We start from the raw sequence: 25298 nt of genomic DNA, 5'->3' as shown, positions 1-25298 counted from the left end.
GGATAGTAGGCCGCTCCCTTACCGATCGACAGGCCCAGGTGTGCTGCCGGGGAGGGTCGCGTGCCTCAACTCGCGGCGATCATGGCAACCGAACCCATGGCCATCACCATGCCGATCCCCTGGCACCGGCTCACCCGTTCGCGGAGCACCACCATCGCCAGTACGACGGTGGCCGCCGGGTAAAGGGAGATGAGGATGCTGGCCAGCGAGAGCATCCACGTGTGCAGCGCGACCAGCATGGTGACGTTGGCGCAGATGTCGAGCAGGGCCACGCCCAGCGCCAGCTTGAGCGGCTTGCCGCGCGGCAGGCGCAGGTTGTTGCTGAACGCACCCATGGCGAGCACGACCACGGTCGCGGACAACCGGGCGAACACCAGCGGCCAGAGCTTGCTCGCGTGCGGCGCCTGGTGCAGGAACACCAGGTTCAGCCCCATCGCCGCTCCCGCCAGGACCGTGAGCCAGGCCACCTTGGGCGTGAACCGATACGGAGACTGCGCGGCATCCGTCGCCTCGCGGCTCACCAGCATGACGGCAATCAGGGCCAGCACGACGCCCACCAGGGCCCCGGGCCCGGGTCGCTCCCCCAGCGCCATCCCGACCGCCACCGGCACCGCGGCGTTCAGCACCGCAGCCAACGGTGAGACCACGGAGATCGGACCGGAGCCCAGGGCCGCGAAGAACGCCCACATGCCGACCGCCATGCCGATGCCGTAGAGGCCGCCCCACAGGAAAGCGCCCGATTGGATGGGTCCACCAACGGCGATGGCCAGCGCGCCGAGCAGCACAGTCTCGAGCGGGTAGACGACCAGCATCACCCGCAGCGCGGCGACCCGTCGGGCGGCCACGCCGCCCACGAAATCGCTCACGCCATACGTGACGGCGGACAGCTCGGCGTACGCGGCCCCGATCAGTTCATGCCCTTGGCTCGGCGGCCTATTTCCCGGACCACTTCGCGATGGGCATCTCGGCGGGCCATGTCCTGGCGCTTGTCGTACGCTCGCTTGCCGCGTCCTAGCGCGAGCTCGACCTTGACCTTTCCTTCGGTGAAATACAGAGACATAGGCACGAGCGTGAGGTTACCATCACGTATCTTCCCGACCAGCCTGTCGATTTGTTGCCTATGTAACAACAACTTTCGGTTGCGACGTGGCTCATGATTGGTCCAGCTACCATGCTGGTACTCGGGTATGTACATGTTGCGCAACCACACTTCACCGTCGTCGACGGTTGCGAACGCGTCGGCCAGGGAGGCGTGACCCTCGCGCAGTGACTTCACTTCGGTACCCTGCAGGGCCACTCCGGCCTCGTAGACCTCTTCGATCGAATAATTGTGCCGTGCTTTGCGATTGGTGGCGATGATTTGTTTGCTGCCACGCCTGCCGCCCGCCGCTTTTCCCCGGCCGGGGTTGTTGGCCACAGCTACCGCCGGATGTAGAGGCGCAGCGTGGCGTAAGCGGTCAATCCGGCCATCGACACGCCGAGCAGGAAGAGGATCGGCGAGATGTAAAGGATGTCGGCGTAGTCCACGCGGGCGATCAAATTGGCTTGGTAGAACTGGTTTAGCGCGTTTTCCAGGAATAACGCCCGGACCAGCACCAGACCTACGACTGCGATCGCCACGCCGAGGGTCGCGGCGACCATCGCCTCCACCAGGAAGGGCAGCTGGGTGTACCAACGGCTCGCACCCACCAGCCGCATAATCCCGATTTCCGTGCGACGCGTGTACGCCGCGACCTGGACCATGTTGGCTATGAGCAGGATTGCCCCGACGGCCTGCACCAACGCCACGGCGAACGCTGCGTTACTCAAGCCGTCCAGCACCGCGAACAGCCGGTCGATCAGGTCTTTCTGGTTGAGCACCGAAAGCACGCCGGGCTGACCCTGCATCGCCGAGTCAAAGTCCTTGTGCTGCTCGGGGTTATCCAGCTTGACAATGAAAGATGCTGGGAACGAGTCCTTTCCGGCGACGTCCTTGTACTGCGGAAACTTCCGGATCGCGTCGTCGTAGGCGTCCTGCCGGTTGAGGAATCGTACCGATTTGACGTCCTGCCGCCCTTCGATCTTCTCCCGCAGCGCCTTGCACGGATTGGTGCCGCAGGACGGATCGTTGGCGGAGACGTCGTCGGTCAGGAACACCTGCGTCTCCACGCGGTCGAGATAGATCGCCCGCGAATGTTCGGCCAATCGCACCACCAGCAGGCCGCCGCCGAACAGGCCGATGGAGATCGCGGTAGTCAGGATCATCGCGACCGTCATGGTGATATTGCGGCGAAGCCCGGTGAGGACCTCGTTCAGGAGGAAGCCAAAGCGCACTTAGCGGTCCATCCCGTAGACGCCGCGCTGCTCGTCGCGAACCAGCCTGCCCAAGGACAGTTCGATGACCCGCTGCCGCATCGAGTCGACGATGTGGTGGTCGTGGGTGGCCATCACCACCGTGGTACCGGTGCGGTTGATCCGCTCCAACAAATCCATGATGTCCTTACTGGTGTCCGGGTCGAGGTTGCCAGTCGGCTCGTCGGCCAGCAGCACCAGGGGTCGGTTGACGAACGCCCGCGCGATCGCGACGCGCTGCTGCTCGCCGCCGGACAATTCGTGCGGCAGTCGGTTGGCTTTGCCCGACAGGCCGACGGTCTCGAGCACGTCGGGCACCACGCGGTTGATCGCGTCGGCGCGCTTGCCGATGACCTCCAGCGCAAAAGCGACGTTCTCGTACACCGTCTTCTGCTGCAGCAAGCGGAAGTCCTGGAACACGCAGCCGATCACCTGGCGCAGCTTGGGGACGTGCCGACCGGGCAGCTTGTTGACGTGGAACTTGGAGACCCGCACGTCGCCGGTGTTCGGCGACTCCTCGCCCAGCAACAGGCGCATGAACGTCGACTTGCCCGAGCCCGACGGGCCGATGAGGAAGACGAATTCACCCTTGTCGATCTTGACGTTGACGTCGTCCAGGGCAGGACGCGCCGACGCTTTGTATTTCTTGCTGACATGGTCAAGGGTGATCATCACGGCACGCCAGTGTAGCGGTGAATTTCGCCGGCAAGCGAAAGTCAGCTGGCCGGTAGCGACGAACTCGGCGCAGGACCGGGCCCCGGCTGCGGCAACTGCGACGGGGCCGTCGGGGATGGTGTGGGACTTGGGCTGGGCGGACAGAAGGGCGGCGGCAGCAGGCACGGCAGTGCCGGCAGCCCGAACGGCGGCGTGGTGGTCGTCGTGGTGGCCGGAATCGGCACCGTGGTCGTCGGCGTCGGCGGCGTCGTGCTCGTCGGGGTGGGGGTGTACGTGACGGTGGCCGGCGGCTGCCGCACCTGGCTGCGCGGCACCCAGGTGTAGTTGGGGTCGGGCACGAAGCCCGGCGGCACCACCTGCTGCGGCGGCGGCTTGGGGGCGGGCTCGGGACGGTACGTGTCATACAGCCACCACACCGCGAAGAAGGCGATGATCAGGACCAGCGTCGAGGTCCGCATCCGTCCGCCGAAGAGATGGCTCCAGCGTCGCTTCGAATCGCCGCTGCGCTTCTCGAGGATGCTCAGCGTCAACTTCACCGGCGCCGCACCGCTGCCGTGGGTTCGTCGCCGGCCCGTTCCTCGGCGGCCTGAGCGGCCGGGACGGCAGGATCCTCGACCAGGCCCACCTTTGCGTCCGCCGCCGTCACAATGCCCGCACGAGCAAGTGCCCGGATGACCAGTACCCGCAATTGCCGGCCGGCCTCGAACTGCTTGCCTGGCAGCGTGCGCGCCACCATGCGCAGCGTAACGGTGTCGACTTCGATGCTTTCCACTCCCATCAGGGTGGGCGCGTCCAACAGCAACTCGCCCAGCACCGGGTTGTCCATCGCATGCTCGCACTCCTGGTGCAAGACCTCATTGACCCGGTTCAGGTCGGCGGCGGTGGAGACCGGAATGTCCACCACCGCGCGCGCCCAGTCCTTGGAGAGGTTGTTCACCTTGACGATCTGGCCGTTGGGCACGGTGAACACCTCGCCGTTCGAGGAGCGCAGCCTGGTCACCCGCAGTGTCACGTTCTCGACCGTGCCGCGCGCGTCGGTAGTCGACCCCGAGATGGTGAGCTCAACCAGATCGCCGAAACCGTACTGCTTCTCGACGATGATGAAGAAGCCCGAGAGCAGGTCACGCACCAGCTGCTGCGCGCCAAAGCCCAGCGCAGCGCCCACCACCGTGGCCGGGGCCACCAGCCCACCCACGGAGAACTGCAGCACGTCGGCGATCTGCAAGACGACCCAGATCGCGATGATGACGATGGAAACCCACTGGATCACCGACGCCACCGCCTGGCGGTGCTTCGTCGCTTCCGATCGGACCAGGGCGTCGCTCTCGGCGAAGCCGACGTCGAGATGGCGGGTCACCTGCTCCGCCACCCAGGTGACGAAGCGGACCGCCAACACCGCCGCGATCAACAGCATGACGACCCGGAGACCCCGGGTGATGATCCATTGACCCATGGCGCCGCGCCAGAAGTCGTGCCAGCCCAACGTCGTCGTCCAAGAAAGAACTGTGTTAGTCGTCATCTTTTCGGTTGCGCCACCGGATTCCCGCTTCCAGGAAGCCGTCGATGTCTCCGTCCAGTACGGCCGCCGGATTGCCCACCTCGTACTCGGTGCGCAAATCCTTGACCATCTGATAGGGGTGCAGCACATAGGAGCGCATCTGGTTGCCCCACGAGCTGCCGCCCTCACCTTTCAACGCGTCGAGCTCAGCGCGTTCTTCTAATCGCTTGCGCTCCAACAATTTTGCTTGGAGCACCCGCATCGCCGAAACCTTGTTCTGCAACTGCGATTTCTCGTTCTGGCAAGTCACGACGATACCCGTTGGGATGTGCGTTAAACGAACCGCGGAGTCGGTGGTGTTCACCGACTGGCCGCCGGGGCCGCTGGAACGGTAAACGTCAACGCGCACGTCGCCTTCAGGGATGTCGATGTGATCGGTGGTTTCCACCACCGGCAGCACCTCGACTTCGGCGAACGACGTCTGGCGCCGGCTTTGGTTGTCGAACGGGCTGATGCGCACCAGCCGATGGGTGCCCTGCTCGACGGACAAGGTGCCGTAGGCGAACGGGGCGTGCACGGCGAAGGTCGCGCTCTTGATCCCGGCCTCCTCCGCATAGGAGATGTCGAACACCTCGACGGGATACTTGTGTTGCTCGGCCCACCGGATGTACATCCGCATCAGCATCTCGGCCCAGTCGGCGGCGTCCACCCCGCCGGCGCCGGAGCGGATCGTGACGAGCGCCTCGCGTTCGTCGTACTCACCCGAAAGCAGGGTGCGCACCTCGGTGGCCTCGATGTCCGCGCGCAGCGACTTCAGCTCCGCGTCGGCTTCGGCGAACGCGGCAACCCCGCTCGGGGCGCCCGCGCCCTCCTCGGCCGCCAACTCGTACAGCACCGGCAGGTCGTCGAGGCGCTGCCGAAGCTCCTGGATCCGGCGCAGCTCCCCCTGGGCGTGGGACAGCTCGCTGGTGACCCGTTGCGCGCGGGCCTGGTCATCCCACAACTGCGGATCGGACGCCTCGTGTTCGAGCTTCTCGATGCGACCGCGCAGACCGTCCACATCGAGCACGCGCTCCACCGTCGTCAGGGTGGCGTCGAGGGCGGCGATATCGGCTTGACGGTCGGGTTCCACAGCGGACAACGTTACCGGGGTCCTCGGAGCACCTCGGCTCCCGGCGAGTGCTCGGGCCACGACCAGGGGTCATGCGTTTAGCATCGAGACACGATCATGTGCACCCCCGCCCCGCGCGCCAACCCAGTTCGGCAGCCCCCGCGCGCGAACCGGGCACGGATAGAAGGTCGAGTATGCGTCCATATCACGTAGCTATCGTCGGCTCCGGGCCGTCGGGTTTCTTCGCCGCGGCCTCGCTACTCAAGGCGGCCGACGCTGCCGCGGACATCGACGTCGCCGTCGACATGCTCGAGATGCTGCCCACGCCGTGGGGGTTGGTGCGATCCGGCGTGGCACCCGATCACCCCAAGATCAAGTCGATCAGCAAGCAGTTCGAGAAGACGGCCGAAGACCCGCGCTTCCGTTTCTTCGGCAACGTGGAGGTCGGCGAACACGTGCAGTCCAGCGAGCTGGCCGAGCGCTACGACGCGGTCGTCTACGCGGTCGGCGCACAGTCCGACCGGGCATTGAACATCCCCGGCGAAGACCTGCCGGGCAGCATCTCCGCCGTCGACTTCGTGGGCTGGTACAACGCGCACCCCAACTTCGCGCAGGCGACACCGGATCTGTCGGGCGCCCGGGCGGTCGTGGTGGGGAATGGCAACGTGGCGCTGGACGTCGCGCGCATCCTGGTCACCGATCCCGACGCGCTGAAGCTCACCGACATCGCCGATCACGCGCTGGAGTCGTTGCGCCCCTGCGGCGTCGACGAGGTGGTGGTCCTCGGCCGCCGCGGGCCCCTGCAGACGGCGTTCACCACGCTTGAGCTGCGCGAGCTCGGGGAACTCGAAGGGGTCGACGTGGTCGTCGACCCCGCACAGCTGGAGGGCATCACCGACGAGGATGCGGCCGCCGTGGGCAAGACGACCAAGCAGAACATCAAGGTGCTGCGCGAGTACGCGGGCCGCGCACCGCGCCCCGGTCACCGCCGCATCGTCCTGCGGTTCATGACCTCCCCCATCGAGATCACCGGCGATGGCAAGGTCGAGCACATCGTGCTGGGCCGCAACGAGCTGGTCACCGATTCCAGCGGGCGGGTGTCGGCCAAGGACACCGGCGAGCGCGAGGAACTGCCCGTTCAGCTGGTCGTCCGCTCGGTCGGTTACCGGGGCGTGCCGACGGCCGGCCTGCCTTTCGACGAGAAGACGGGCACGATCCCCAACACCGACGGCCGGGTCGACGGCCGCCGCAACGAATACGTCGTCGGGTGGATCAAGCGCGGGCCCACCGGCGTGATCGGCACCAATAAGAAGGACTCGCAGGACACCGTCGACACCTTGCTCGGCGACCTGGCCCGCGCCGGCGAGGGCGGGCTAACGGACTTCCCGCCGGACCACCGCGATGCGCTGGCCGAGTGGCTGGCTTCGCGGCAGCCCAGGCTGGTCACGGCCGCGCACTGGGAGGTCATCGACCGCCACGAACGGGCCGCGGGCGAACCGCACGGGCGACCCCGCGTCAAGCTGCCGAATCTGACCGACCTGCTGCGCATCGGCCACGGCTGACCGGCGTCAGCGCCTCATCACGATCAGCCCCGCACCGACCAGCAGGAACACCAGGGCCGACAGGATGGCCCAGCCCGCGCCCGCGAGCCACCAGATCGCGCCGACCAGTGCGAGGGCCGGCGACACCGCGAAGAGCACGAGCACGGGGTGCTGCCTGGTCACTTCCAGGGCGGTCGTCGCGCGGACGCGGTCGATGTCTTTGCGTGGCACGGCCTAAGAATGCCAGCTCCGACGTGCCGGCGAAAGGCCCGGCGGTCACTACAGGGGCGCCGACCACCGAATCAGGGTGTCATCGGCGCCGGGCGCGCTCTGAATGGTCAGCACGCCACCGACCTCCGCCACTCGGCGCCGCAGATCGGCCAGCCCGCCGTCGGCGTCCCGGTCGGGCAGCGGACGGCCGTCGTCGCTCACCTCGATGCACAATTCGTCGACGACGCTGACCCGCACCGACACCGTGGTGGCGCCGGCATGCCGCACCGCGTTGCTGAGCGCCTGGCGGAGCACCGCCTCGGCCGCACCGGCCAGCGCGTCGTCGACCACCGAGAGCGGACCGACGTATTGGACCGTGGTGCGCAACGCCGTGCCGACGAGCTCGGCGATCGCCTCGTCGATCCGCTGACGGAGCCGCAGGGTTCCCTGTGGCGCCGCATGCAGATCGAAGATGGTGGTCTGGATGTCCTGGATGACGCCCTGCAGGTCGTCCACCGCGACGTCGAGTCGGCGGCGCACCTCCGGGTCGTGCGCGCGGGACACCGCGCCCTGCAACGCCAATCCGACCGCGAAGAGCCGCTGGATGACGTGGTCGTGGAGCTCGCGGGCGATGCGATCCCGCTCGGTGACGACGTCGAGTTGCCTGCTTCGACGCTGGGAGGTGGCCAGTTGCAGAGCCAACGCGGCCTGGTCGGCGAACGCGGTCATCATCTCGAAATGGTCGTCGGTGAATGACGCCGCTCCGTCGTGGTGCAGGACCACGACGACCCCGGCGACCGCACCATTCGCCCGTAGCGGCAGGGCGAGCGCGGAGCCGACCTCGACCCCGTCCACGGCGAGCCCGTCGAGCCGACGCGGCGTGGTTCTGGCGATGACGTCACCAAGGGAGGTGCCCGTGACCGCAATGGTTTGTCCGATGGCCGGCGCCGCGGCGTTGCCGACCGTCTGGATCACCATCAGCTCGGACGCGTCGGCCGCCACGTCCTCTCCGAGAGGAACGGCTACCAGGGCGCCGTCGGCCCCGGTCAGCTTGACCGTCTCCTCGGCGACAAGCCGGAACACCTGCGCCGGTTCCGTGCCGGACAGCAATTCGGTGGCGATGTCACGGGTGGCCTCGATCCACGACTGGCGGGACGTCGCCTGCTCGTAGAGCCGCGAATTCGCGACGGCGATACCCGCCGCGGAGGCGAGCGCCTGGACCAGCAACTGGTCGTCTTCGCTGAACGGCTTTCCGTTTGTCTTGTCGGCCAAATAGAGTGTGCCGAACGACTCTTCGCTTACCCGGACCGGTACGCCGAGGAAGCTGCGCATCGGTGGATGGTGCGGGGGAAAGCCCACCGCCCCCGGGTGCTGCGAGAGGTCTTCGAGGCGAAGCGGTTTCGGATGGTGGATCAACAACCCGATGATTCCCCGGCCCGTGGGCACGTGCCCGATGCGGCGCACGGTTTCGTCGTCGATGCCCTCGTGGACGAACTGCACCACGTGACCGTCTTGGTCGTGGACCTCGAGAGCGCCGTAGCGGGCGTCCACCAGGTTCGTCGCGGAGTGCACGATCGAGCGCAGGGTGGCGTCGAGTTCCAGCCCCGAGGCGACGACCAGCATCGCCTCCACCAGCCCGTCGAGGCGGTCGCGGCCCTCGACGATGAGCTCGACCCGGTCCTGCACCTCGGCCAGCAACTCACGCAACCGGAGCTGAGACAAGGCGTGGCGCAGCGGACCCACGCTCGCGTCCCGACCCTCGCCCGCGTGTGCCCGTGCGGTCATGGCGCTCCCGCCCGCGAGCTCCGCGGCACAATGAAAGCCATTGCACACCAATAACTTTGGGGCCGGTCAACCCCGGTGGTAGGCAAGGCCCTAGGAATTCCGCGAGCGCGCGGCCACCGGATCGATGGTGGTCGCGGACCCGCCGACGCCGACGGCGATCGTCTGGGCTGACTTAACCATCACGGTCTCCTGTGCTGGGACGGGCGGGCAACCTCAAACGCTATGGATCGGGCCCCGACCACCGAAGAGACATTGGTCAACAACTGGGCGCCATTGGTCCCTACACATCGACCGGGCGGTCCCGGCACGGCGGAGTCGCGGCATGCACCGCAGTGGTTGTCGACGTCGGACCGGAAATTCGACCGTTCGAGTTGCGGATGCGATCGTTGCGCCGGATCTCCGCCGGCTACACCGAAAACCGTTGAATACGACCGTTTTCAACGGGCGGTCCGGCGAGTTGAAATCTGCCGTGAGCATCCGCGAATGATGCCTGCTCGGGCGTCCTCCCGCGGTACGGGCCCCGGCTCACGGCGATGACGCGACCGCCCGCGGGCGGCTGACCGCGCCCCGGCACGCCTAAGCGGCCGGCGGTTGGGCCGACGCGAGACTCCACCTGTCCGGATTCTTCGGCGAGTACACCACCGGCAGCAGTTGGCCCATGGTCGGCCATTGGTCGACGTTGACCGCGAGGCGCGCGTAGACCTCGTGCTCGTTGACCGTCGGTCCGTTGATGACCCCGGCGATGGTGACGAACTGCTCGCCGGTCGCGTCGGGCCGCGGGCTCACCCCGGTCACGAGCAGCGTGCCGCTCGCCAGCTCACCGCGCGGCCCGCGCGGCAGGAACCGCTGCGCGAGGGCCACGCCCAACACGGCGACGAGCAGGATCAGCACACCGAATTCCCACATTCGGCCATGGTAGGGCGTGTGGGACGGCATGGTAGGACTGCTCACATGAGCCAGGACGATCTGACGCTTGGGCTGGCGCTGGCGGACCGCGCCGACGAGGTGACCGCCGCCCGGTTCGGCGCCCTCGACCTGCGCGTCGAAACCAAGCCCGACCTGACGCCCGTGACCGACGCCGACCGCGCGGTCGAAACGGACCTGCGTGAGGCGCTCGCCCGGGAACGGTCGAGCGACGGCGTCGTCGGCGAGGAGTTCGGGGGCACCACCACTTTCTCCGGGCGGCAGTGGGTGATCGACCCGATCGACGGCACCAAGAACTTCGTGCGCGGGGTGCCGGTATGGGCGAGTTTGATCGCGTTGCTCGAGGACGGTGTCCCGTCGGTCGGCGTCGTGAGCGCGCCGGCGCTGCAGCGGCGCTGGTGGGCCGCGCGCGGCCAGGGGGCGTTCGTCACGGTGGGAGCCGCACCGCCGCGCCGCCTGTCGGTGTCCTCGGTGACCGAGCTGAACTCGGCGAGCCTGTCGTTCTCCAGCCTCTCCGGGTGGGCGCAGCGCGGGCTGCGGGACCGCTTCATCGAGCTGACCGATGCGGTCTGGCGGGTGCGCGCCTTCGGCGACTTCCTGTCGTATTGCCTCGTCGCCGAGGGCGCCGTCGACATCGCCGCCGAACCGGAGGTTTCGGTATGGGACCTGGCGGCGCTCGACATCCTGGTTCGCGAAGCGGGCGGGACCCTGACGGGCCTGGACGGGACCGCGGGGCCGCACCGGGGGGACGCCGTGGCCACCAACGGCCTGCTGCACCGACGGGTGCTCGCGCGCCTCGGCGTGTGAATTCGATAACACTCGGTTCTAGCTATCTTACTCCGGAGTAAGATAGGCTTATCCGCATCGCCCCAACGACCGAGGCTGCAGACATGACCGAAACTCTTTCCGGTTCGAACAAGAATTCCTCCCGCCCCGGGGCCAAGCGCCGCGGCCGCCCGCACGGCGTCGGGCTCGAGCCGCACAAGAGGACGGGCATCAACATCGCGATCGCGCTGCTCACCCCGCTCGTCGGGCAGGAATTCCTGGACCGCTACCACCTGCGCGACCCGCTCAACCGGGGCCTGCGCTACGGGACGAAGACCATCTTCTCCACCGCAACCACCGCGTCCCGGCAGTTCAAGCGCATCCAGAATCTGCGCGGCGGGCCGACCCGCCTGAAGTCGAGCGGCAAGGACTTTTTCGACCTGACGCCGGACGACGACCAGAAGATGATCATCGAGACCCTCGAGGAGTTCTCCGCGGAGGTGCTGCGGCCGGCGGCGCCCGACGCCGACGAGTCGGCGGCGTATCCCCCCGATCTGATCGCCAAGGCGGCGGAACTGGGCATCACCGCGATCAACATCCCCGAGGACTTCGACGGCATCGCCGCGCACCGCTCCACCGTCACCAACGTCCTGGTCGCCGAGGCGCTCGCCTACGGCGACATGGGCCTGGCGCTGCCGATCCTGGCACCCGGCGGGGTGGCGTCGGCCCTGACCCACTGGGGCAGCGCCGATCAGCAAGCCACCTATCTCCACGAGTTCGCCGGCGACAACGTCCCGCAGGCGTGTGTCGCCATCGCCGAACCGCACCCCCTCTTCGACCCCACCCGGCTCAAGACCACCGCGGTGCGCACCCCGAGCGGGTATCGCCTGGACGGCGTGAAGTCGCTGGTGCCGGCGGCGGCGGACGCGGAGCTGTTCGTCGTCGGCGCCCAGCTCAACGGCAAGCCGGCGCTGTTCATCGTCGAGTCGTCAACGAAAGGCCTTACCGTCAAGGCGGATCCGAGCATGGGCATCCGCGCGGCGGCCCTGGGCCGGATCGAGCTGGCCGGGGTGTCGGTGCCGCTTAGCGCCCGCCTCGGTGAGGACGAGGCGTCGGACGAGGATTATTCCGAGGCGATCGCGTTGTCCCGGCTCGGCTGGGCCGCCCTGGCCGTCGGCACCTCGCACGCGGTGCTCGACTACGTCGTCCCCTACGTCAAGGAGCGCGAGGCGTTCGGCGAGCCGATCGCCCGCCGGCAGGCCGTCGCCTTCATGTGCGCCAACATCGCGATCGAACTGGACGGCCTGCGGCTCATCACCTGGCGCGGCGCCTCCCGCGCCGAGCAGGGCCTGCCCTTCACCCGCGAAGCCGCGCTGGCCAAGCGCCTCGGCGCCGACAAGGGCATGCAGATCGGCCTCGACGGCGTGCAGCTGCTCGGCGGGCACGGCTTCACCAAGGAACACCCGGTCGAACGGTGGTACCGCGACCTGCGGGCCATCGGGGTGGCCGAGGGCGTCGTAGTCATCTAGCTTCTCTCCCGAGCCGAAAGAACAGACATGGCAATCAATCTGGAACTGCCCCGCAAGTTGCAGGCGGTGGTGACCAAGACCCATCAGGGTGCCGCCGAGCTGATGCGGCCGATCGCGCGCAAGTACGACCTGAAGGAACACGCCTACCCCGTCGAGCTCGACACCCTGATCAACCTGTTCGAGGGCGCCTCGGAGTCAATCGAATTCGCCGGCGCCGACGCGCTGCGCGACGAGGACGAGGACGAGGACCGCGGCAAGAACCACAACGGCGCCAACATGGCCGCCCTGCTGCAGACCCTCGAGGCCAGTTGGGGCGACGTCGCGATGATGCTGTCCGTCCCCTACCAGGGCCTGGGCAACGCGGCCATCTCCGCGGTCGCCACCGACGAGCAGCTCGAGCGCCTCGGCAAAGTATGGGCGGCGATGGCGATCACCGAGCCCGGATTCGGGTCGGATTCGGCGGCGGTGTCCACCACCGCCAAGCTGGACGGCGACGAGTACGTGATCAACGGCGAGAAGATCTACGTGACGGCGGGTTCGCGCGCCACCCACATCGTCGTGTGGGCCACGCTGGACAAGTCGAAGGGCCGGGCGGCGATCAAGTCCTTCATCGTTCCGCGCGAGCATCCGGGCGTCACCGTCGAGCGGCTCGAGCGCAAGCTCGGGATCAAGGGCTCCGACACCGCCGCGATCCGGTTCGACAACGTCCGCATTCCCAAGGAGAACCTGCTCGGCAACCCCGAGATCGAAGAGGGCAAAGGCTTTTCGGGGGTGATGGAGACCTTCGACAACACCCGCCCCATCGTCGCCGCCATGGCGATCGGCGTCGGCCGCGCCGCGCTCGAGGAGATCCGCAAGATCCTCACCGAGGCCGGGGTGGAGATCTCCTACGACAAGCCGTCGCACGTCCAGAGCGCCGCGGCGGCCGAGTTCCTGCGGATGGAGGCCGACTGGGAGTCCGCCTACCTGCTGGCGCTGCGCGCGGCCTGGCAGGCCGACAACAAGATCCCCAACTCCAAAGAGGCGTCGATGAGCAAGGCCAAGGCCGGCCGGATGGCGAGCGACGTCACCCTCAAGACCGTCGAATTGGCCGGAACCGCGGGGTATTCCGAGCAGTCGATGTTGGAGAAGTGGGCGCGCGACTCCAAGATCCTGGACATCTTCGAGGGCACCCAGCAGATCCAGCAGCTGGTGGTCGCCCGGCGGTTGCTGGGCCTGTCGTCGGCCGAGCTCAAGTAGCGACGGCCAGGTTCTGTTCCAAGTGCGGCACCGACGAGGTCCCCGGGATCAGTAGCACGTTCGGCGCGACGCCAAGCGTCCACGCCGGATACGGGTCGGGCTAACCCCGCGAGCAGACGCAGAATCGCACTGGCACCTGGGCTTTCGTACGATTTTGCGTCTGCTCGCGGCCAAGGGGGGCCCTCAGGCTAGCGTCGAGGGATGGACACCTTTCACGCCCTCGTCGCACGGCAAGACGGCGACCGGATAACCGCCGCCGTCGAGACACTGAGCCACTCCGATCTCCCGCCGGGTGATGTGACCATCCGGGTGCACTATTCGAGCGTCAACTTCAAGGACGCGCTGGCGCTGACGCCGAACGGCGGCGTTGTGCGCGACTACCCCGTCGTGCCGGGCATCGACCTCGCCGGCGAGGTCGTCGAGTCCGATTCCGGCGAGTTCGCCGTCGGCGACCTGGTGTTGGCCCACGGCTACCAGATCGGCACCGGCCATCACGGTGGCTACGCGGAATACGCCCGGCTGCCCGCCGACCAGGTGGTGGCGCTCGGCCCACTGAGCCCGCGCGAGGGCGCCGCGATCGGGACCGCCGGCTTCACCGCCGCGATGAGCGTGCAGGCCTTGATCGACTGGGGTGTCGAACCCGGTGTCGGGTCCGTCGTCGTCACGGGCGCCTCCGGCGGCGTCGGGTCGGTCAGTGTGGACCTGCTCTCCGCCGCCGGCTATCGGGTGGTGGCCTCGACCGGCAAGGCGGGGGCCGCCGACCTGATGAACGAGCTCGGTGCGGCGGAGGTCATCGGCCGGTTGCCCGCCGATCCCGACGCCAAGCCGCGGCCGCTCGCCAAGGCGCGGTGGGCGGCGGCGGTGGACTGCGTCGGCGGCGCGACGCTGGCCGACGTCTTGAGTGCCGTCGACTACGGCGGCGCGGTGGCCTGCAGTGGCCTCACCGGCGGCCCGGCGCTGCACACCACGGTGCTGCCCTTCATCCTGCGCGGGATCGCGCTCCTGGGCATGGACTCCGTTCAGCTGCCGATCGCCAAGCGCCGGAAATTGTGGGCCCTGCTTGGGGATTCGTTGCGTCCGCGGCACCTGGCGGCTCTGACCAGCGAGGTCGACGTGAAGGATGTCGTCGGCGTGCTCGATCAGCTGCGCGACGGCGCCTTCACCGGGCGGGCCGTGGTGCGGGTCGCGGGCGGGTTCTGAGCCGGCAGTAGGCTGACCGGTCATGCGCGCGGCACGAGTGACTCGGCTGGATGGTCCGGATGCGATCGAGGTGTCGGAGGTCGACGAACCCGCCGGCGACGGCATCGTCGTCGACGTGCACGCGGCGGGCGTCGCGTTCCCGGACGCCCTCCTGACCCGCGGCCTCTACCAGTACCGGCCGGAGCCGCCGTTCGTGCTCGGGGCGGAGATCGCGGGCGTGGTGCGCTCCGCCCCCGACGGAGCGCATGTGCGTGCCGGCGACCGCGTCGTCGGCCTGACCATGCTCACCGGCGGCATGGCCGAGGTCGCGGTGCTCACCCCCGATCGCGCGTTCAAGCTGCCCGACAACGTGAGCTTCGAGGCGGGCGCCGGCCTGCTGTTCAACGACCTGACCATGTATTTCGCGCTGACCGTGCGCGGCCGGTTGCGGCAGGGCGAGACGGTGCTGGTGCACGGGGCGGCCGGCGGGATCGGGACCTCGACCCTGCGGCTGGCGCCGGTGCTCGGCGCCAGCCGGGTCATCGCGGTGGTCAGCTCGCGGGAGAAGGGCGAGATGGCGACGGCGGCCGGCGCGACCGACGTGGTGCTGGCCGAGGGATTCAAGGACGTTGTGAAGGAGCTCACCGACGGCCGCGGCGTCGACATCGTCGTCGACCCGGTCGGCGGCGATCGGTTCACCGACTCCCTGCGCTCCCTTGCCCCGGGGGGACGCCTGCTGGTCATCGGCTTCACCGGCGGCGAGATTCCCACGGTCAAGGTGAACCGGTTGCTGCTCAACAACATCGACGTGGTCGGTGTCGGCTGGGGCGCGTGGACCGCGACGCACCCCGGCGCGCTGGCCGAGCAGTGGGCCGGCCTCGAGCGGCTGCTCAGCTCGGGGCAGCTGCCCCCGCCGGAGCCGGTGGTCTACCCGCTGGAAGAGGCCGCGGCGGCGGTCGCGTCCCTGGAAAACCGGACCGCCAGAGGCAAGGTCGTCCTGCGCGTTCGCGGTTGACACCCGCTGACGAGCCGGCCCTGCTCCCGTCCGCGACACATAAACGTCGGCGAAGACACGCCAGGGCACGTCGCGCTGGCTTATATCTCGCGACCACGGCGACGAGCCGAGGAGGAAACTCCGGCCCCTTGTGTGGCCCAGAAAAGAAAAGTAACGTCACTTTTAATTCTGGCCGGACCGTGATCGCATCGAGCCTGGGAGCCGCCATGGAATCTTTCGTGCACCTGCGCAAGGGCCGCACCCCGCGGCGGCTGCATGCCGACCTCGACGGCCTCAAGGATGACGAGCTGGGCCGCGGCGGCTTCACCGGTCGTACCGCCAACATGTACCGGCGCCACGACCCCACCGCCTACCGGGCCGTCGGCCCGCTGCGCCCCTTGGACCTGCTGTCCGGCGAGCTCAAACCCGGCGACGCCACCGACGCCGGCGGCGGTCCGCTGCTGATGTTCGGCAACGCCGACTGCCGGATCATGCTGAGCCGCCGCCACGAGCCGATGCCGTTCTACACCCGGCACGTCGACGGGGACCTGCTGTGCTTCGTCCACCGCGGCACCGGCGTGGCCGAAACCGAGTTCGGTCCGCTGCGTTACCGCGAGGGCGACTGGCTCTACATCCCGAAGGCGTGCACCTGGCGCCAGGCGCCCGAAGGCGAGACCACCCTGCTGATGGTGGAGACCACCGACGAGCTCCGCGTCCCCCCGCCCGGCCAGCTCGGGCGCCACTTCCCGTTCGACCCCTCGCAGTCCACCATCCCCGACCCGGCGCCCATCGAGGATGACGGCCGCGACGAGTACGAGGTGCGGCTCGTCCACGAGGGGGGCCCGACAACGCTTTACTACCAACACAATCCGCTCGACGTGGAAGGCTGGCGCGGGGACAACTTCCCGTTCACCTTCAACATCGCCGACTACAACGTCGTCACCTCCGACAGCGTTCACCTGCCGCCGACCGTCCACCTGTTCATGCAGGCCACCGGCGTCTACGTGATGAACTTCCTGCCCAAACCGGCCGAGAGCGTGCCGGGCACCGAGCGCACCCCCTGGTACCACCGCAACGTCGACTACGACGAGATCGCCTTCTTCCACGGCGGTTCCCTCTACGGCATCCCGATGCCGCCCGGCCTGATCTCGCATGCGCCGCAGGGCGTCCACCACGGGGCGCCGGAGAAGGCGCGGGACCGGGCGCGCCGCAAGTTCGACGAGCATTCCCGCGTCGACTGGCAGGTGATCGCCGTCGACACCCGCCGTCGGCTGACCCCGTCGGGCGAGGTGCTGGCCAACGACCTGGGGCAGCACTCGTGAAGCACGACTACGACCGCATTCCCTATCTCGTTGCGTTCCAGAACGATTCCGGCCTGCGGGACGTCTACGGCGGACTGGCCGAGATCACCGTCCTGGAAAGCTATCTGCTCAAGCCCCGCGACAAGCCGTCGGACACCGTGCTGGTGTTCATGCACCCGATCGGCGGCGGCGCCTACCTGCCGATGATCAATGCGCTGGCCCGCGCGGGACACCACGTCATCTACTGCAACAGCCGGTTCCGCGGCACGGACTCGGCGCTGCTGATGGAGAAGGTGGTCGAGGACCTCGGCGAGTGCATCAAGGATGCCAAGAAACGACTGGGCTACTCCCGAATAGTGCTGGCCGGCTGGAGCGGCGGCGGCTCGCTGTCGGTGTTCTACCAGCAGCAAGCCCAGCACGCCACCATCACGTCCAGCCCGTCGGGCGACGGCCCCGACCTGACCAAGCTGGACCTGCCGCCCGCCGACGGCATCATGCTGCTGGCCGCGCACGTGAGCCGGCACGGCACGCTGACCGAATGGCTCGACGCGTCCATCCTCGACGAATCCGACCCCGGCAGGCGCGACCCCGAGCTGGACCTGTACAACCCCGACAACCCCAACCAGCCGCCGTACAGCCCGGCCTTCCTGAGCCGCTATCGCCAGGCCCAGATCGACCGCAACCGCCGGATCACCGCGTGGGTCAAGGACAAGCTCGGCGAACTGAAATCATCCGGCCGCCCGGACTCAGCTGTTGCAGAGTTCGGATTCGTCGTGCACGGCACCATGGCCGACCCCCGCTGGCTGGATCCGACCGTCGACCCGAACGAACGCACCCCGGGGACGTGCTACCTCGGCGATCCCCGCGTGGTGAACATGGGGCCCGTCGGGTTGGCACGGTTCTGCACGCTGCGCAGCTGGCTCTCCCAATGGAGCTACGACGACGCGCACGGCGACGGCGTCGCCTGCGGGCGGGACATCGCGATCCCGGCGCTCGTGATCGGTAATCTGGCCGACGACGCCTGCACCCCCAGCCACACCCGCCGGCTTTTCCGGGCGATCGGGCACGACGACTTCCACGACAAGGAGATGTACGAAATTCCCGGCGCAACACACTATTACGCGGGACCCGACCAGCGCGACAAGCTGCGGGCCGCGGTCGACATCGTCACCGACTGGCTGACCCGCCACGACTTCGCGAGGCCCTGATGGCGCCGACCGGACCGCTGGAGGGCATCCGGGTGCTCGAGCTGGGCACGCTGATCGCCGGGCCCTTCGCGGGGCGGTTGCTCGGCGACATGGGCGCCGACGTCATCAAGATCGAACCACCCGGCGCCCCGGACCCCCTGCGGACGTGGGGCCAGGCCGAACTGCACGGCCACCACGTCTTCTGGACCGTGCACGCCCGCAACAAGAGGGCGGTCACCCTCGACCTGCGCAAGCCACGCGGCCGCGAGTTGTTCCTCGAACTGGTCGAGAAGTCCGACATCGTCGTCGAGAACTTCCGCCCGGGCACCCTCGAGAAGTGGAACCTCGGCTACGACGTGCTCAGCGAACGCAATCAGCGCATCATCCTCGTCCGCGTCTCCGGTTACGGGCAGACCGGCCCGGACGCGCACAAGGCCGGGTACGCCTCGGTCGCCGAGGCGGTCAGCGGCCTGCGGCACCTGAACGGGTTCCCTGGCGGCCCGCCGCCGCGGCTGGCGCTGTCCCTCGGTGACAGCCTGGCCGGCATGTTCGGCGCGCAGGGCGCGCTGGCCGCGCTGTACCGGCGCAGCGTCACGGGTCGCGGACAGGTGGTCGACGTGGCGCTGACCGAATCGTGCCTGGCCGTGCAGGAGTCCACCATTCCCGACTACGACGCCGGCGGGGTCGTGCGCGGGCCGTCGGGCACCCGGCTCGAGGGCATCGCGCCGTCCAACATCTATCCCAGCGCCGACGGCTCCTGGGTGGTGATCGCCGCCAACCAGGACACCGTGTTCGCCCGGCTGTGCAAGGCGATGGGCCGCCCCGAGCTCGCCACCGACGACCGCTTCGCCACGCACGGGTCGCGCGGACGCAATCAGGACGAGCTCGACCACATCATCGGGGCCTGGGCTGCGGAGCGCCGGCCCGACGAGATCATCGAAACGCTCAGCGCCGCGGGGGTGATCGCCGGGCCCATCAACACGGTCGCGGAGGTGGTCGACGACCCGCAGCTGCGCGCCCGCGGCATGCTGGTCGAACACTTCGATGAACGGGTCGAGCGGAATATCCTGGGGCCCGGTGTCGTGCCGGTCCTGTCGGAGTCGCCGGGCGGCGTCCGCCGCGCCGGCCCGGCGCGCCCGGGCCAGCACAACGACGACGTCTACATCGGTCTGCTGGGCAAGACCCCCGAGGATCTCGAGGAACTGCGGACCGAGGAGGTGCTGTGACGCACGTGGCCATCCGGGAGGTCGCGCTGCGCGACGGCCTGCAGATCGAGGCGCCGATCCCGTTGTCCGCCAAGCTCGAGCTGCTCGAGGCGGTGGCCGCCACCGGCGTCCGGGAGGTGGAGGCCACGGCATTCGTCTCGCCGTCGAAGGTGCCGTCGATGGCCGACGCCGCCGAGCTCGCGGGACACCTGGGCGCCTATCCCGACATCGAATTCTCGGCGCTGGTCGCCAGCGCCGGCGGCGCCCGGCGCGCCGTCGCCGCGGGGCTGCGCTCGGTCGAGTACGTGGTGGCGGCCAGCGATGCCTTCAGCAAGGCCAACGTCGGCCGCGGCAGCGCGGAGGCCACCCAGCAGATCGCCGACGTCGTCGCCATCGCGCACGACGGCGGGGTGACCGTGGAGGTCATCGTCGCCACCGCGTGGGACTGCCCGTTCGACGGCCCCACCCCGCCGCAGCGGGTACTCGACATCGGCGCTGCCGCCAGGGAGCTCGGCGCCGACCGGTTCTCGATCGCCGACACGATCGGCACCACCACCCCGGGACGAGTCAAATCGCTCGTCGCGCAACTGTGCCCGGTGATAGGCGACATGCCGCTCGGCGCGCACTTCCACAACACCCGGGGTGCGGGCCTGGCCAGCGCCTACGCGGCGGTCACCGCCGGAATCACCCGGCTGGACGCCTCGGTGGGCGGCCTGGGCGGCTGCCCGTTTGCTCCGGGCGCGACCGGCAACATCGCCACGGAGGACCTGGTTTACCTGCTGCGCGACAGCGGCATCGACGTCGACATCGATCTGCGGGCCGCCATCGTCGCGGCCGGCGTCGCCAAACGCGTTGTCGGCCATGACCTTCCGAGCGCCATGCTGCGCGCCGGTGACCGGATCCGGACCTGATGCCGGCCGAGAGCCTCACCCCCAAGGGCCGCCAGACCCGGCATGCCATCGAGCAGGCCGCCCGCAAACTGTTCGCCGAGCGCGGATTTCACGGCACCACGCTGGCCGACATCACGTCGTCGGCCGGGAAATCCTCGGCCGTCTTCTACCGGTACTTCACCGACAAGGAGGACCTGCTCGCCGCGCTCGCGGAGTCCTTCCTGCACGACGTCGTGGAACCGTCCGGGCTGAGCCTGCACCTGCCGGAGTCCGCCGATGACGACGCGTTCTTCACCTCGGTGGTCACCGGATACTGGAACATGTTCAAACAGAACATCGGCATCATGATCGCGGTGGCCCAGCTGGCGGCCACCCAGCGGCGGTTTGCCGCCGTGCAGAACGAATTCCGCCGCTTCGGCATGGACATCGTGGCCGCCTCGGTCCGCCGAGCCCAGGAACAGGGATACGGCGCGGAGCTCGAGCCCCGCCATGTCGCGGCGGCGATCGCGCTGCTCTTCGAGAACTTCACCACCGTCTTCGTCGGACCTTCCGGACCCGCGGGGCTGGGCCTGCGGATCAGCGACGAGGATGCGATCAGGACATTGTCGACGGTCTGGAAGAGAACGCTGTACGGCGGCTGAGGAGTAAGAGATGGATTTCACGCTTCCCGAGCACCTTCCCGGCGTCCTCGCCGAGATGGACGCGTTCATCGAGGCCGAGATCAAGCCGCTGGAACGGGAGCACATCCAGTATTTCGACAAGCGGCGCGAACATGCCCGCACCGACTGGGACAACGACGGCATCCCCACGCGGGAGTGGGAGGAGCTGCTCGCCGAGATGCGCCGGCGAGCCGACAAGGCCGGCTGGTTACGTTACGGACTGCCTGCGGCGCTGGGCGGCCGCGACGGCAGCAACGTCGACATGGCCGTCATCCGGGAACACCTGGCGCACAAGGGCCTTGGCCTGCACAACGACCTGCAGAACGAGTCGTCGATCGTCGGTAACTTCCCGCAGGTGGTCATGATGGAGCGCTTCGGCACCGACGAGCAGCGGCGGGAATGGTCGGAGGCGCTGATCACCGGCGAACGCTCGATGGCGTTCGGCCTGACCGAGCCGCAGCACGGCTCGGACGCCACGTGGCTGGAAACCCGCGCCGAACCCGATGGGGACGGCTGGGTGATCAACGGCAGCAAGCGGTTCAACACCGGCGTGCACCGCGCCACCCACGACCTGGTCTTCGCCCGCACCTCCGGTGAGCCGGGACAGGCCCGCGGGATCACCGCCTTCCTGGTGCCCACCGATGCGCCCGGGTTCACCGTCCCGTACTACTGGTGGACCTTCAACATGCCCACCGACCACGGCGAGGTCCAGTTGACCGGCGTGCGGATTGCGGCCGGCGCCGTGCTCGGCGAGGTGGACCGTGGCCTGGAGGTCGCGCAGACTTTCCTGCACGAGAACAGGATTCGGCAGGCGGCCAGCAGCCTGGGCGCCGCCCAATACTGCATCGACCGGGCGGCCGACTACGCGGGTGGGCGCACGGTGTTCGGCAAGCCGCTGTCGGTGAACCAGGCCGTCCAGTGGCCGCTGGCCGAGCTGCACACCGAAGCCCAGATGGTGCGCCTGCTCGTGCACTACGCGGCCTGGCATCTCGACCGCAACCACCACATGGAGGTCTCCGACAAGGTGTCAATGGCCAACTACCGCGCCAACCGGCTGGTCTGCGATGCCGCCGACCGGGCCATGCAGATCTTCGGCGGACTCGGCTACAGCCGTCACGAGCCGTTCGAACACATCTACCGCCACCACCGCCGCTACCGAATCACCGAGGGCGCGGAGGAGATCCAGATCCGGCGGGTGGCCCAGCGGCTGTTCAGGTTCGGCAAGCAGTGATGGCCACCGAGGAACTGTCCGGGAAGCTGGCCCAGGTTCTCGAGCCGGCCCTCGGCGCCGGCGTCGCGGTCGAGAACCTGCGCGCGCTCACCGGCGGCGCCAGCCGGACGACGTGGGCGTTCGACGCCGTTACCGGCCCGAGGCGTCGCCCGCTCATCCTGCGCATCGGGCCACCCGACGACGTGCACGCCGGCATGGAACTCGAAGCCCGGGCGCAGGCCGCGGCGGCGGCCGCCGGAGCGCCGGTCCCCCATATCCTCACGGCGACGAATTCGCCTGCCGCACTGGGCAACCCGTTCCTGGTCTGCGACGCGATCGCGGGCGAGACCATCGTCCGGCGCATCCAGCGGCAATTCGACGCCGCCGGCGGGCAGGCCGCCCGCACGCGACTGCTGCGCCAGTGCGCGCACGCGCTCGCCTGCATCCACCGCGCGGATTCCGACGCGGCGCGGCTGCCAGGGCTGACCCACGAGGACCAGCTGCAGCAGTGGCGCGAGCGGCTCGACGCGATGGGCGACACCACCGCCACTTTCGAGTGGGCATTCCGCTGGCTCGGCGCCCACCGGCCGGCCCCGTCGGCGACCGTCCTGGTGCACGGGGACTTCCGGATGGGCAACCTCATCGTCAAAGGGTCCGACCTCGCCGCAGTTCTCGACTGGGAATTGGTGCACGCCGGCGAGGCCTACGAAGACCTGGCCTGGTTTTGCATCCGGGCCTGGCGGTTCGGCGCCCCCGCCAGCCTGGGCGCCGGGGGCCTGGGCAGCATCGAGACCTTCCTGCGCGGCTACGAGCAGGCCGCCGCGACTAGCGTCGACCGGGTGACGTTCCACTGGTGGCTGGTGCTGGCCACGCTGCGCTGGGGCGTCATCTGCCGGTACCAGGCCGAGCGGCACCTGAGCGGCCAATTCCGTTCGGTGGAGTTGGCCACGATCGGCCGCCGCGTCTGCGAGACCGAATGGGACCTGCTCGACCTGCTCGAGGGGGTCCGGCCGTGATCGGCGCGTACGGCCGCCCGCTGGCCGCCGAGCTGGTGGCCGCGGTCGCCGAGTTCCTCGAGACCGACGTCCGCGCGGCGACCAGCGGGCAGGTCAACTTCCATGCCAGGGTGGCCGCCAACGCGTTGCGGATCGTCGAGCGCGAGCTGCTCGACGAGAGCGAGGAGGAGTCCCGGACGGCGCTGGCCGACTTGGGCTTCGCGGACGAGGAGGAGCTGGCGGCCGCGATCCGCGCCGGCGACCTCGACGGGTGCGCCGACGAGGTGACCGGCTGCCTGCGGACGCTGGTGCAGCGTCGGTTGGCGGTCGCCCATCCCGGATACGACACGGAAGAAGTCGAATAGCCGGCAGGCAGAAGAGGAGCGACGCCATGCCCGCCACCACCGCGGAGACGATCGTCAACATGGCCGACCGCCTGTTCGGCGCGATCGAACGGGGCGATTTCGCGGCGGTCGGCCGGATGTGGAGCGGCGACATCGCCGTGTGGCGCGTCGGCGCCCGCCGGGACAACGACAAGGCCAGGGCGCTGCGGGTCATCGACTGGTTCATCACCGCGACCACCGACCGGCGCTACGAGATTCTCGACCGCCAGCTGTTCGGTGCGGGTTTCGTCCAGCAGCACATCCTGCACGCGACGGGCCATGCCGGGCAATCGATCTCGATGCGCGTCTGCATCGTGATCAGGGTGGGCGAAGACGGCCTGATCGCCCGGATCGACGAGTACTTCGATCCCGCTGAGATCGCGCCGCTGCTCGACTGACGTTAGATTCGCCAACGGAAGGGGGTGTGATGACGACTCTGGAAACGCTGCTGAACGATGCCGACATGGCGGGCGTCTGGAATTTGGTTCCCGACCGCTCGACCATCACGTTCAAGGTCAGGAACATGTGGGGGCTGGTGAACGTCAAGGGCCGGTTCACCGAGTTCACCGGCGACGGGCAGCTCACCGGTAAGGGCGCGGTGTTCGGACGCGTCGACATCCGCGCCGCCTCCCTGAACACCGGCATCGGCCGCCGCGACGAGCACCTGCGCAGCGCGGACTTCTTCGACGTCGAGCGATTCCCCGACATCAGCGTCGTCGTCACCGCGGCCGAACCGACGCAGGGCAGGGCGGCGGACCTTCGGGCGACGTTCACGATCAAAGGCGTCACCGCGCCCCTGCCGCTCCCCGCCACCATCACCGAGCTCGACGACGGCTCGATCCGGGTCTCCGGCCAGACCAAGGTGAACCGGGCCCAATTCGACCTGGGCAAGAACATGCTCGGCATGATCGGCGCGACGGCCACGGCCGCCGCGGAGGCCGTCTTCGTCCGGTCACCCAGGTAAGGGCGCCCCGGCACCAGTACGATCTGCACCGTGTCCGACTCCAGCTCTGCCCTGCGGATCCTCGTCTACAGCGACAATGCCAAAACCCGTGAGGAAGTGATGCGGGCACTGGGCACCCAACTGCACCCCGATCTGCCCGAGCTGACGTACGTCGAGGTGGCTACCGGTCCGATGGTGATCCGCACGATGGACGAGGGCGGCATCGACCTGGCCATCCTGGACGGGGAGGCCACGCCCACCGGCGGCATGGGAATCGCCAAACAGCTCAAAGACGAACTCGACAACTGCCCGCCGGTCGTGGTGCTGACCGGCCGCCCGGACGACGCCTGGCTGGCCAGCTGGTCGCGGGCCGAGGCCGCCGTGCCGCACCCGCTGGACCCCATCGTCCTGGGCCGCACGGTGTTAGACCTGCTGCGCACTCCCACGCGCTGATCCACCGCCGGGCGATCACCCGCCCGCGCCGTCCTCACCTGCGGTGATACCGCAGTCATCGACCTCGGGCCGCCCCCGTTGTGCGCTTGCGCGCGCGGACAGGCCCCCGTGGGCAGTCCTCCGGCCATTCCCCCGCCGGTTGCGCCGACACAAAAAACTGACGAATACCCCGACCCGACCCAACACACCGGCCGTCGCGACGCTATGTTGAAGGTCACTGTGAGGTACTGAAGTCCCAGTGCGTCACAGCAGCCCGGCCACCGCCCAGCCGCCCCAAGCGGCCCGTACGAC

At 68.7% G+C, this 25298-nt stretch carries 27 protein-coding genes and 1 pseudogene; 17 read left to right on the top strand and 11 right to left on the bottom strand.

Going from position 1 to position 25298, the window contains the following annotated elements:
• Positions 1-65: 65 nt before the first annotated feature.
• The 7 genes from G6N56_RS25265 to prfB are packed head-to-tail and all read right to left on the bottom strand — an operon-like array spanning position 66 to position 5636.
• Positions 66-911 carry an EamA family transporter gene (locus G6N56_RS25265; protein ID WP_324616557.1) on the bottom strand — a complete coding sequence of 282 codons (846 nt, stop codon included), beginning with the start codon at positions 909-911 and terminating at the stop codon, positions 66-68.
• A complete protein-coding gene (gene smpB / locus G6N56_RS25260) occupies positions 908-1417 on the bottom strand; it encodes an SsrA-binding protein SmpB (RefSeq protein ID WP_085255122.1) in 510 nt (169 codons plus the stop codon). Before smpB ends, G6N56_RS25265 begins: the two co-directional genes overlap by 4 nt.
• Before the next feature lie 2 nt (positions 1418-1419).
• Positions 1420-2313 (bottom strand): permease-like cell division protein FtsX, encoded by an 894-nt coding sequence (gene ftsX, locus G6N56_RS25255; RefSeq protein WP_085255123.1) that lies wholly within the window; start codon positions 2311-2313, stop codon positions 1420-1422.
• Positions 2314-3003, bottom strand: a complete 690-nt coding sequence (ftsE, locus tag G6N56_RS25250) for a cell division ATP-binding protein FtsE (RefSeq protein WP_085255187.1) — start codon at positions 3001-3003, stop codon at positions 2314-2316.
• A 44-nt stretch (positions 3004-3047) separates the two neighbouring features.
• Positions 3048-3542: an Rv3103c family proline-rich protein gene (locus G6N56_RS25245; RefSeq protein ID WP_085255124.1), complete on the bottom strand. Its 495-nt coding sequence runs from the start codon at positions 3540-3542 to the stop codon at positions 3048-3050.
• Positions 3539-4525 carry a mechanosensitive ion channel family protein gene (locus G6N56_RS25240; RefSeq protein WP_085255125.1) on the bottom strand — a complete coding sequence of 329 codons (987 nt, stop codon included), beginning with the start codon at positions 4523-4525 and terminating at the stop codon, positions 3539-3541. Before G6N56_RS25240 ends, G6N56_RS25245 begins: the two co-directional genes overlap by 4 nt.
• Positions 4515-5636: a peptide chain release factor 2 gene (gene prfB, locus G6N56_RS25235; protein ID WP_085255126.1), complete on the bottom strand. Its 1122-nt coding sequence runs from the start codon at positions 5634-5636 to the stop codon at positions 4515-4517. Before prfB ends, G6N56_RS25240 begins: the two co-directional genes overlap by 11 nt.
• Before the next feature lie 173 nt (positions 5637-5809).
• On the opposite strand from prfB, the gene G6N56_RS25230 reads away from it, so the two are divergent.
• On the top strand, positions 5810-7177 hold the full coding sequence (locus G6N56_RS25230; RefSeq protein WP_085255127.1) for an FAD-dependent oxidoreductase: 1368 nt from the start codon (positions 5810-5812) through the stop codon (positions 7175-7177).
• A 6-nt stretch (positions 7178-7183) separates the two neighbouring features.
• Here G6N56_RS25230 and G6N56_RS25225 read toward each other — a convergent pair whose 3' ends face one another.
• The 3 genes from G6N56_RS25225 to G6N56_RS25215 form a co-directional block, all read right to left on the bottom strand.
• Positions 7184-7387 (bottom strand): hypothetical protein, encoded by a 204-nt coding sequence (locus G6N56_RS25225; protein ID WP_085255128.1) that lies wholly within the window; start codon positions 7385-7387, stop codon positions 7184-7186.
• Between the two features lie 48 nt (positions 7388-7435).
• Complete coding sequence (locus G6N56_RS25220) at positions 7436-9151, bottom strand: GAF domain-containing sensor histidine kinase (protein WP_085255129.1); 1716 nt, start codon at positions 9149-9151, stop codon at positions 7436-7438.
• A 576-nt stretch (positions 9152-9727) separates the two neighbouring features.
• Positions 9728-10057: a hypothetical protein gene (locus tag G6N56_RS25215; RefSeq protein ID WP_085255188.1), complete on the bottom strand. Its 330-nt coding sequence runs from the start codon at positions 10055-10057 to the stop codon at positions 9728-9730.
• Between the two features lie 45 nt (positions 10058-10102).
• Between G6N56_RS25215 and hisN the strand changes: the two genes are divergently transcribed.
• From hisN to G6N56_RS25200, 3 genes are all read left to right on the top strand, one after another.
• Entirely contained in the window at positions 10103-10882 is a 780-nt protein-coding gene (gene hisN / locus G6N56_RS25210; protein WP_085255130.1) for a histidinol-phosphatase, read from the top strand.
• Positions 10883-10965: 83 nt separating this feature from the next.
• On the top strand, positions 10966-12369 hold the full coding sequence (locus tag G6N56_RS25205; RefSeq protein ID WP_085255131.1) for an acyl-CoA dehydrogenase family protein: 1404 nt from the start codon (positions 10966-10968) through the stop codon (positions 12367-12369).
• Positions 12370-12396: 27 nt separating this feature from the next.
• The gene (locus G6N56_RS25200) at positions 12397-13608 is read left to right on the top strand and encodes an acyl-CoA dehydrogenase family protein (RefSeq protein ID WP_085255132.1); all 1212 of its coding nucleotides are present in this window, start codon (positions 12397-12399) and stop codon (positions 13606-13608) included.
• Here G6N56_RS25200 and G6N56_RS29320 read toward each other — a convergent pair.
• A pseudogene (locus G6N56_RS29320) lies at positions 13601-13693 on the bottom strand (oxidoreductase); the annotation flags it as partial. The gene G6N56_RS25200 and the pseudogene G6N56_RS29320 sit on opposite strands and share 8 nt — an antisense overlap.
• A gap of 116 nt (positions 13694-13809) precedes the next feature.
• Here G6N56_RS29320 and G6N56_RS25190 point away from each other — a divergent pair.
• The 13 genes from G6N56_RS25190 (at position 13810) to G6N56_RS25135 (ending at position 25007) form a co-directional block, all read left to right on the top strand.
• Entirely contained in the window at positions 13810-14808 is a 999-nt protein-coding gene (locus G6N56_RS25190; RefSeq protein WP_085255133.1) for an acrylyl-CoA reductase family protein, read from the top strand.
• Between the two features lie 22 nt (positions 14809-14830).
• Positions 14831-15802: an NADPH:quinone oxidoreductase family protein gene (locus tag G6N56_RS25185; protein WP_085255134.1), complete on the top strand. Its 972-nt coding sequence runs from the start codon at positions 14831-14833 to the stop codon at positions 15800-15802.
• Between the two features lie 206 nt (positions 15803-16008).
• Entirely contained in the window at positions 16009-17103 is a 1095-nt protein-coding gene (locus tag G6N56_RS25180; protein WP_085255135.1) for a homogentisate 1,2-dioxygenase, read from the top strand.
• Positions 17100-18290, top strand: coding sequence for an alpha/beta hydrolase (locus G6N56_RS25175; protein ID WP_085255136.1), 1191 nt, complete (start codon positions 17100-17102; stop codon positions 18288-18290). Before G6N56_RS25180 ends, G6N56_RS25175 begins: the two co-directional genes overlap by 4 nt.
• Positions 18290-19495: a CaiB/BaiF CoA transferase family protein gene (locus tag G6N56_RS25170; RefSeq protein ID WP_085255137.1), complete on the top strand. Its 1206-nt coding sequence runs from the start codon at positions 18290-18292 to the stop codon at positions 19493-19495. Before G6N56_RS25175 ends, G6N56_RS25170 begins: the two co-directional genes overlap by 1 nt.
• Before the next feature lie 5 nt (positions 19496-19500).
• The gene (locus G6N56_RS25165) at positions 19501-20385 is read left to right on the top strand and encodes a hydroxymethylglutaryl-CoA lyase (RefSeq protein ID WP_085255189.1); all 885 of its coding nucleotides are present in this window, start codon (positions 19501-19503) and stop codon (positions 20383-20385) included.
• A complete protein-coding gene (locus G6N56_RS25160) occupies positions 20385-21005 on the top strand; it encodes a TetR/AcrR family transcriptional regulator (RefSeq protein WP_085255138.1) in 621 nt (206 codons plus the stop codon). Before G6N56_RS25165 ends, G6N56_RS25160 begins: the two co-directional genes overlap by 1 nt.
• A 10-nt stretch (positions 21006-21015) precedes the next feature.
• Complete coding sequence (locus tag G6N56_RS25155; protein ID WP_085255139.1) at positions 21016-22254, top strand: acyl-CoA dehydrogenase family protein; 1239 nt, start codon at positions 21016-21018, stop codon at positions 22252-22254.
• On the top strand, positions 22254-23249 hold the full coding sequence (locus G6N56_RS25150; protein ID WP_142280527.1) for a phosphotransferase family protein: 996 nt from the start codon (positions 22254-22256) through the stop codon (positions 23247-23249). Before G6N56_RS25155 ends, G6N56_RS25150 begins: the two co-directional genes overlap by 1 nt.
• Positions 23246-23593, top strand: coding sequence for a DUF6285 domain-containing protein (locus G6N56_RS29315; RefSeq protein WP_142280528.1), 348 nt, complete (start codon positions 23246-23248; stop codon positions 23591-23593). Before G6N56_RS25150 ends, G6N56_RS29315 begins: the two co-directional genes overlap by 4 nt.
• Positions 23594-23619: 26 nt before the next feature.
• On the top strand, positions 23620-24009 hold the full coding sequence (locus tag G6N56_RS25145; RefSeq protein WP_085255140.1) for a nuclear transport factor 2 family protein: 390 nt from the start codon (positions 23620-23622) through the stop codon (positions 24007-24009).
• Positions 24010-24038: 29 nt separating this feature from the next.
• Positions 24039-24575, top strand: a complete 537-nt coding sequence (locus tag G6N56_RS25140; protein WP_085255141.1) for a YceI family protein — start codon at positions 24039-24041, stop codon at positions 24573-24575.
• A gap of 30 nt (positions 24576-24605) precedes the next feature.
• Positions 24606-25007: an Rv3143 family two-component system response regulator gene (locus G6N56_RS25135; RefSeq protein ID WP_085255142.1), complete on the top strand. Its 402-nt coding sequence runs from the start codon at positions 24606-24608 to the stop codon at positions 25005-25007.
• The last annotated feature ends 291 nt before the right edge of the window (positions 25008-25298 follow it).

This window comes from Mycobacterium saskatchewanense (assembly GCF_010729105.1).
GTDB lineage: Bacteria > Actinomycetota > Actinomycetes > Mycobacteriales > Mycobacteriaceae > Mycobacterium > Mycobacterium saskatchewanense.
The sequence above is the reverse complement of the archived record's forward strand: the minus strand, read 5'-3'. Positions and strand labels throughout refer to the sequence as shown.

Coding starts and splice junctions, on each gene's coding strand:
- G6N56_RS25170 (WP_085255137.1), top strand. CDS start 18,290: ATGGCGCCGACCGGACCGCTGGAGGGCATCCGGGTGCTCGAGCTGGGC.
- G6N56_RS25155 (WP_085255139.1), top strand. CDS start 21,016: ATGGATTTCACGCTTCCCGAGCACCTTCCCGGCGTCCTCGCCGAGATG.
- G6N56_RS25190 (WP_085255133.1), top strand. CDS start 13,810: ATGGACACCTTTCACGCCCTCGTCGCACGGCAAGACGGCGACCGGATA.
- G6N56_RS25150 (WP_142280527.1), top strand. CDS start 22,254: ATGGCCACCGAGGAACTGTCCGGGAAGCTGGCCCAGGTTCTCGAGCCG.
- ftsE (WP_085255187.1), bottom strand. CDS start 3,003: ATGATCACCCTTGACCATGTCAGCAAGAAATACAAAGCGTCGGCGCGT.
- G6N56_RS25220 (WP_085255129.1), bottom strand. CDS start 9,151: ATGACCGCACGGGCACACGCGGGCGAGGGTCGGGACGCGAGCGTGGGT.
- G6N56_RS25180 (WP_085255135.1), top strand. CDS start 16,009: ATGGAATCTTTCGTGCACCTGCGCAAGGGCCGCACCCCGCGGCGGCTG.
- G6N56_RS25205 (WP_085255131.1), top strand. CDS start 10,966: ATGACCGAAACTCTTTCCGGTTCGAACAAGAATTCCTCCCGCCCCGGG.
- G6N56_RS25185 (WP_085255134.1), top strand. CDS start 14,831: ATGCGCGCGGCACGAGTGACTCGGCTGGATGGTCCGGATGCGATCGAG.
- G6N56_RS25240 (WP_085255125.1), bottom strand. CDS start 4,525: ATGACGACTAACACAGTTCTTTCTTGGACGACGACGTTGGGCTGGCAC.
- G6N56_RS25140 (WP_085255141.1), top strand. CDS start 24,039: ATGACGACTCTGGAAACGCTGCTGAACGATGCCGACATGGCGGGCGTC.
- G6N56_RS25145 (WP_085255140.1), top strand. CDS start 23,620: ATGCCCGCCACCACCGCGGAGACGATCGTCAACATGGCCGACCGCCTG.
- hisN (WP_085255130.1), top strand. CDS start 10,103: ATGAGCCAGGACGATCTGACGCTTGGGCTGGCGCTGGCGGACCGCGCC.
- G6N56_RS25160 (WP_085255138.1), top strand. CDS start 20,385: ATGCCGGCCGAGAGCCTCACCCCCAAGGGCCGCCAGACCCGGCATGCC.
- G6N56_RS25200 (WP_085255132.1), top strand. CDS start 12,397: ATGGCAATCAATCTGGAACTGCCCCGCAAGTTGCAGGCGGTGGTGACC.
- G6N56_RS25215 (WP_085255188.1), bottom strand. CDS start 10,057: ATGTGGGAATTCGGTGTGCTGATCCTGCTCGTCGCCGTGTTGGGCGTG.
- G6N56_RS25230 (WP_085255127.1), top strand. CDS start 5,810: ATGCGTCCATATCACGTAGCTATCGTCGGCTCCGGGCCGTCGGGTTTC.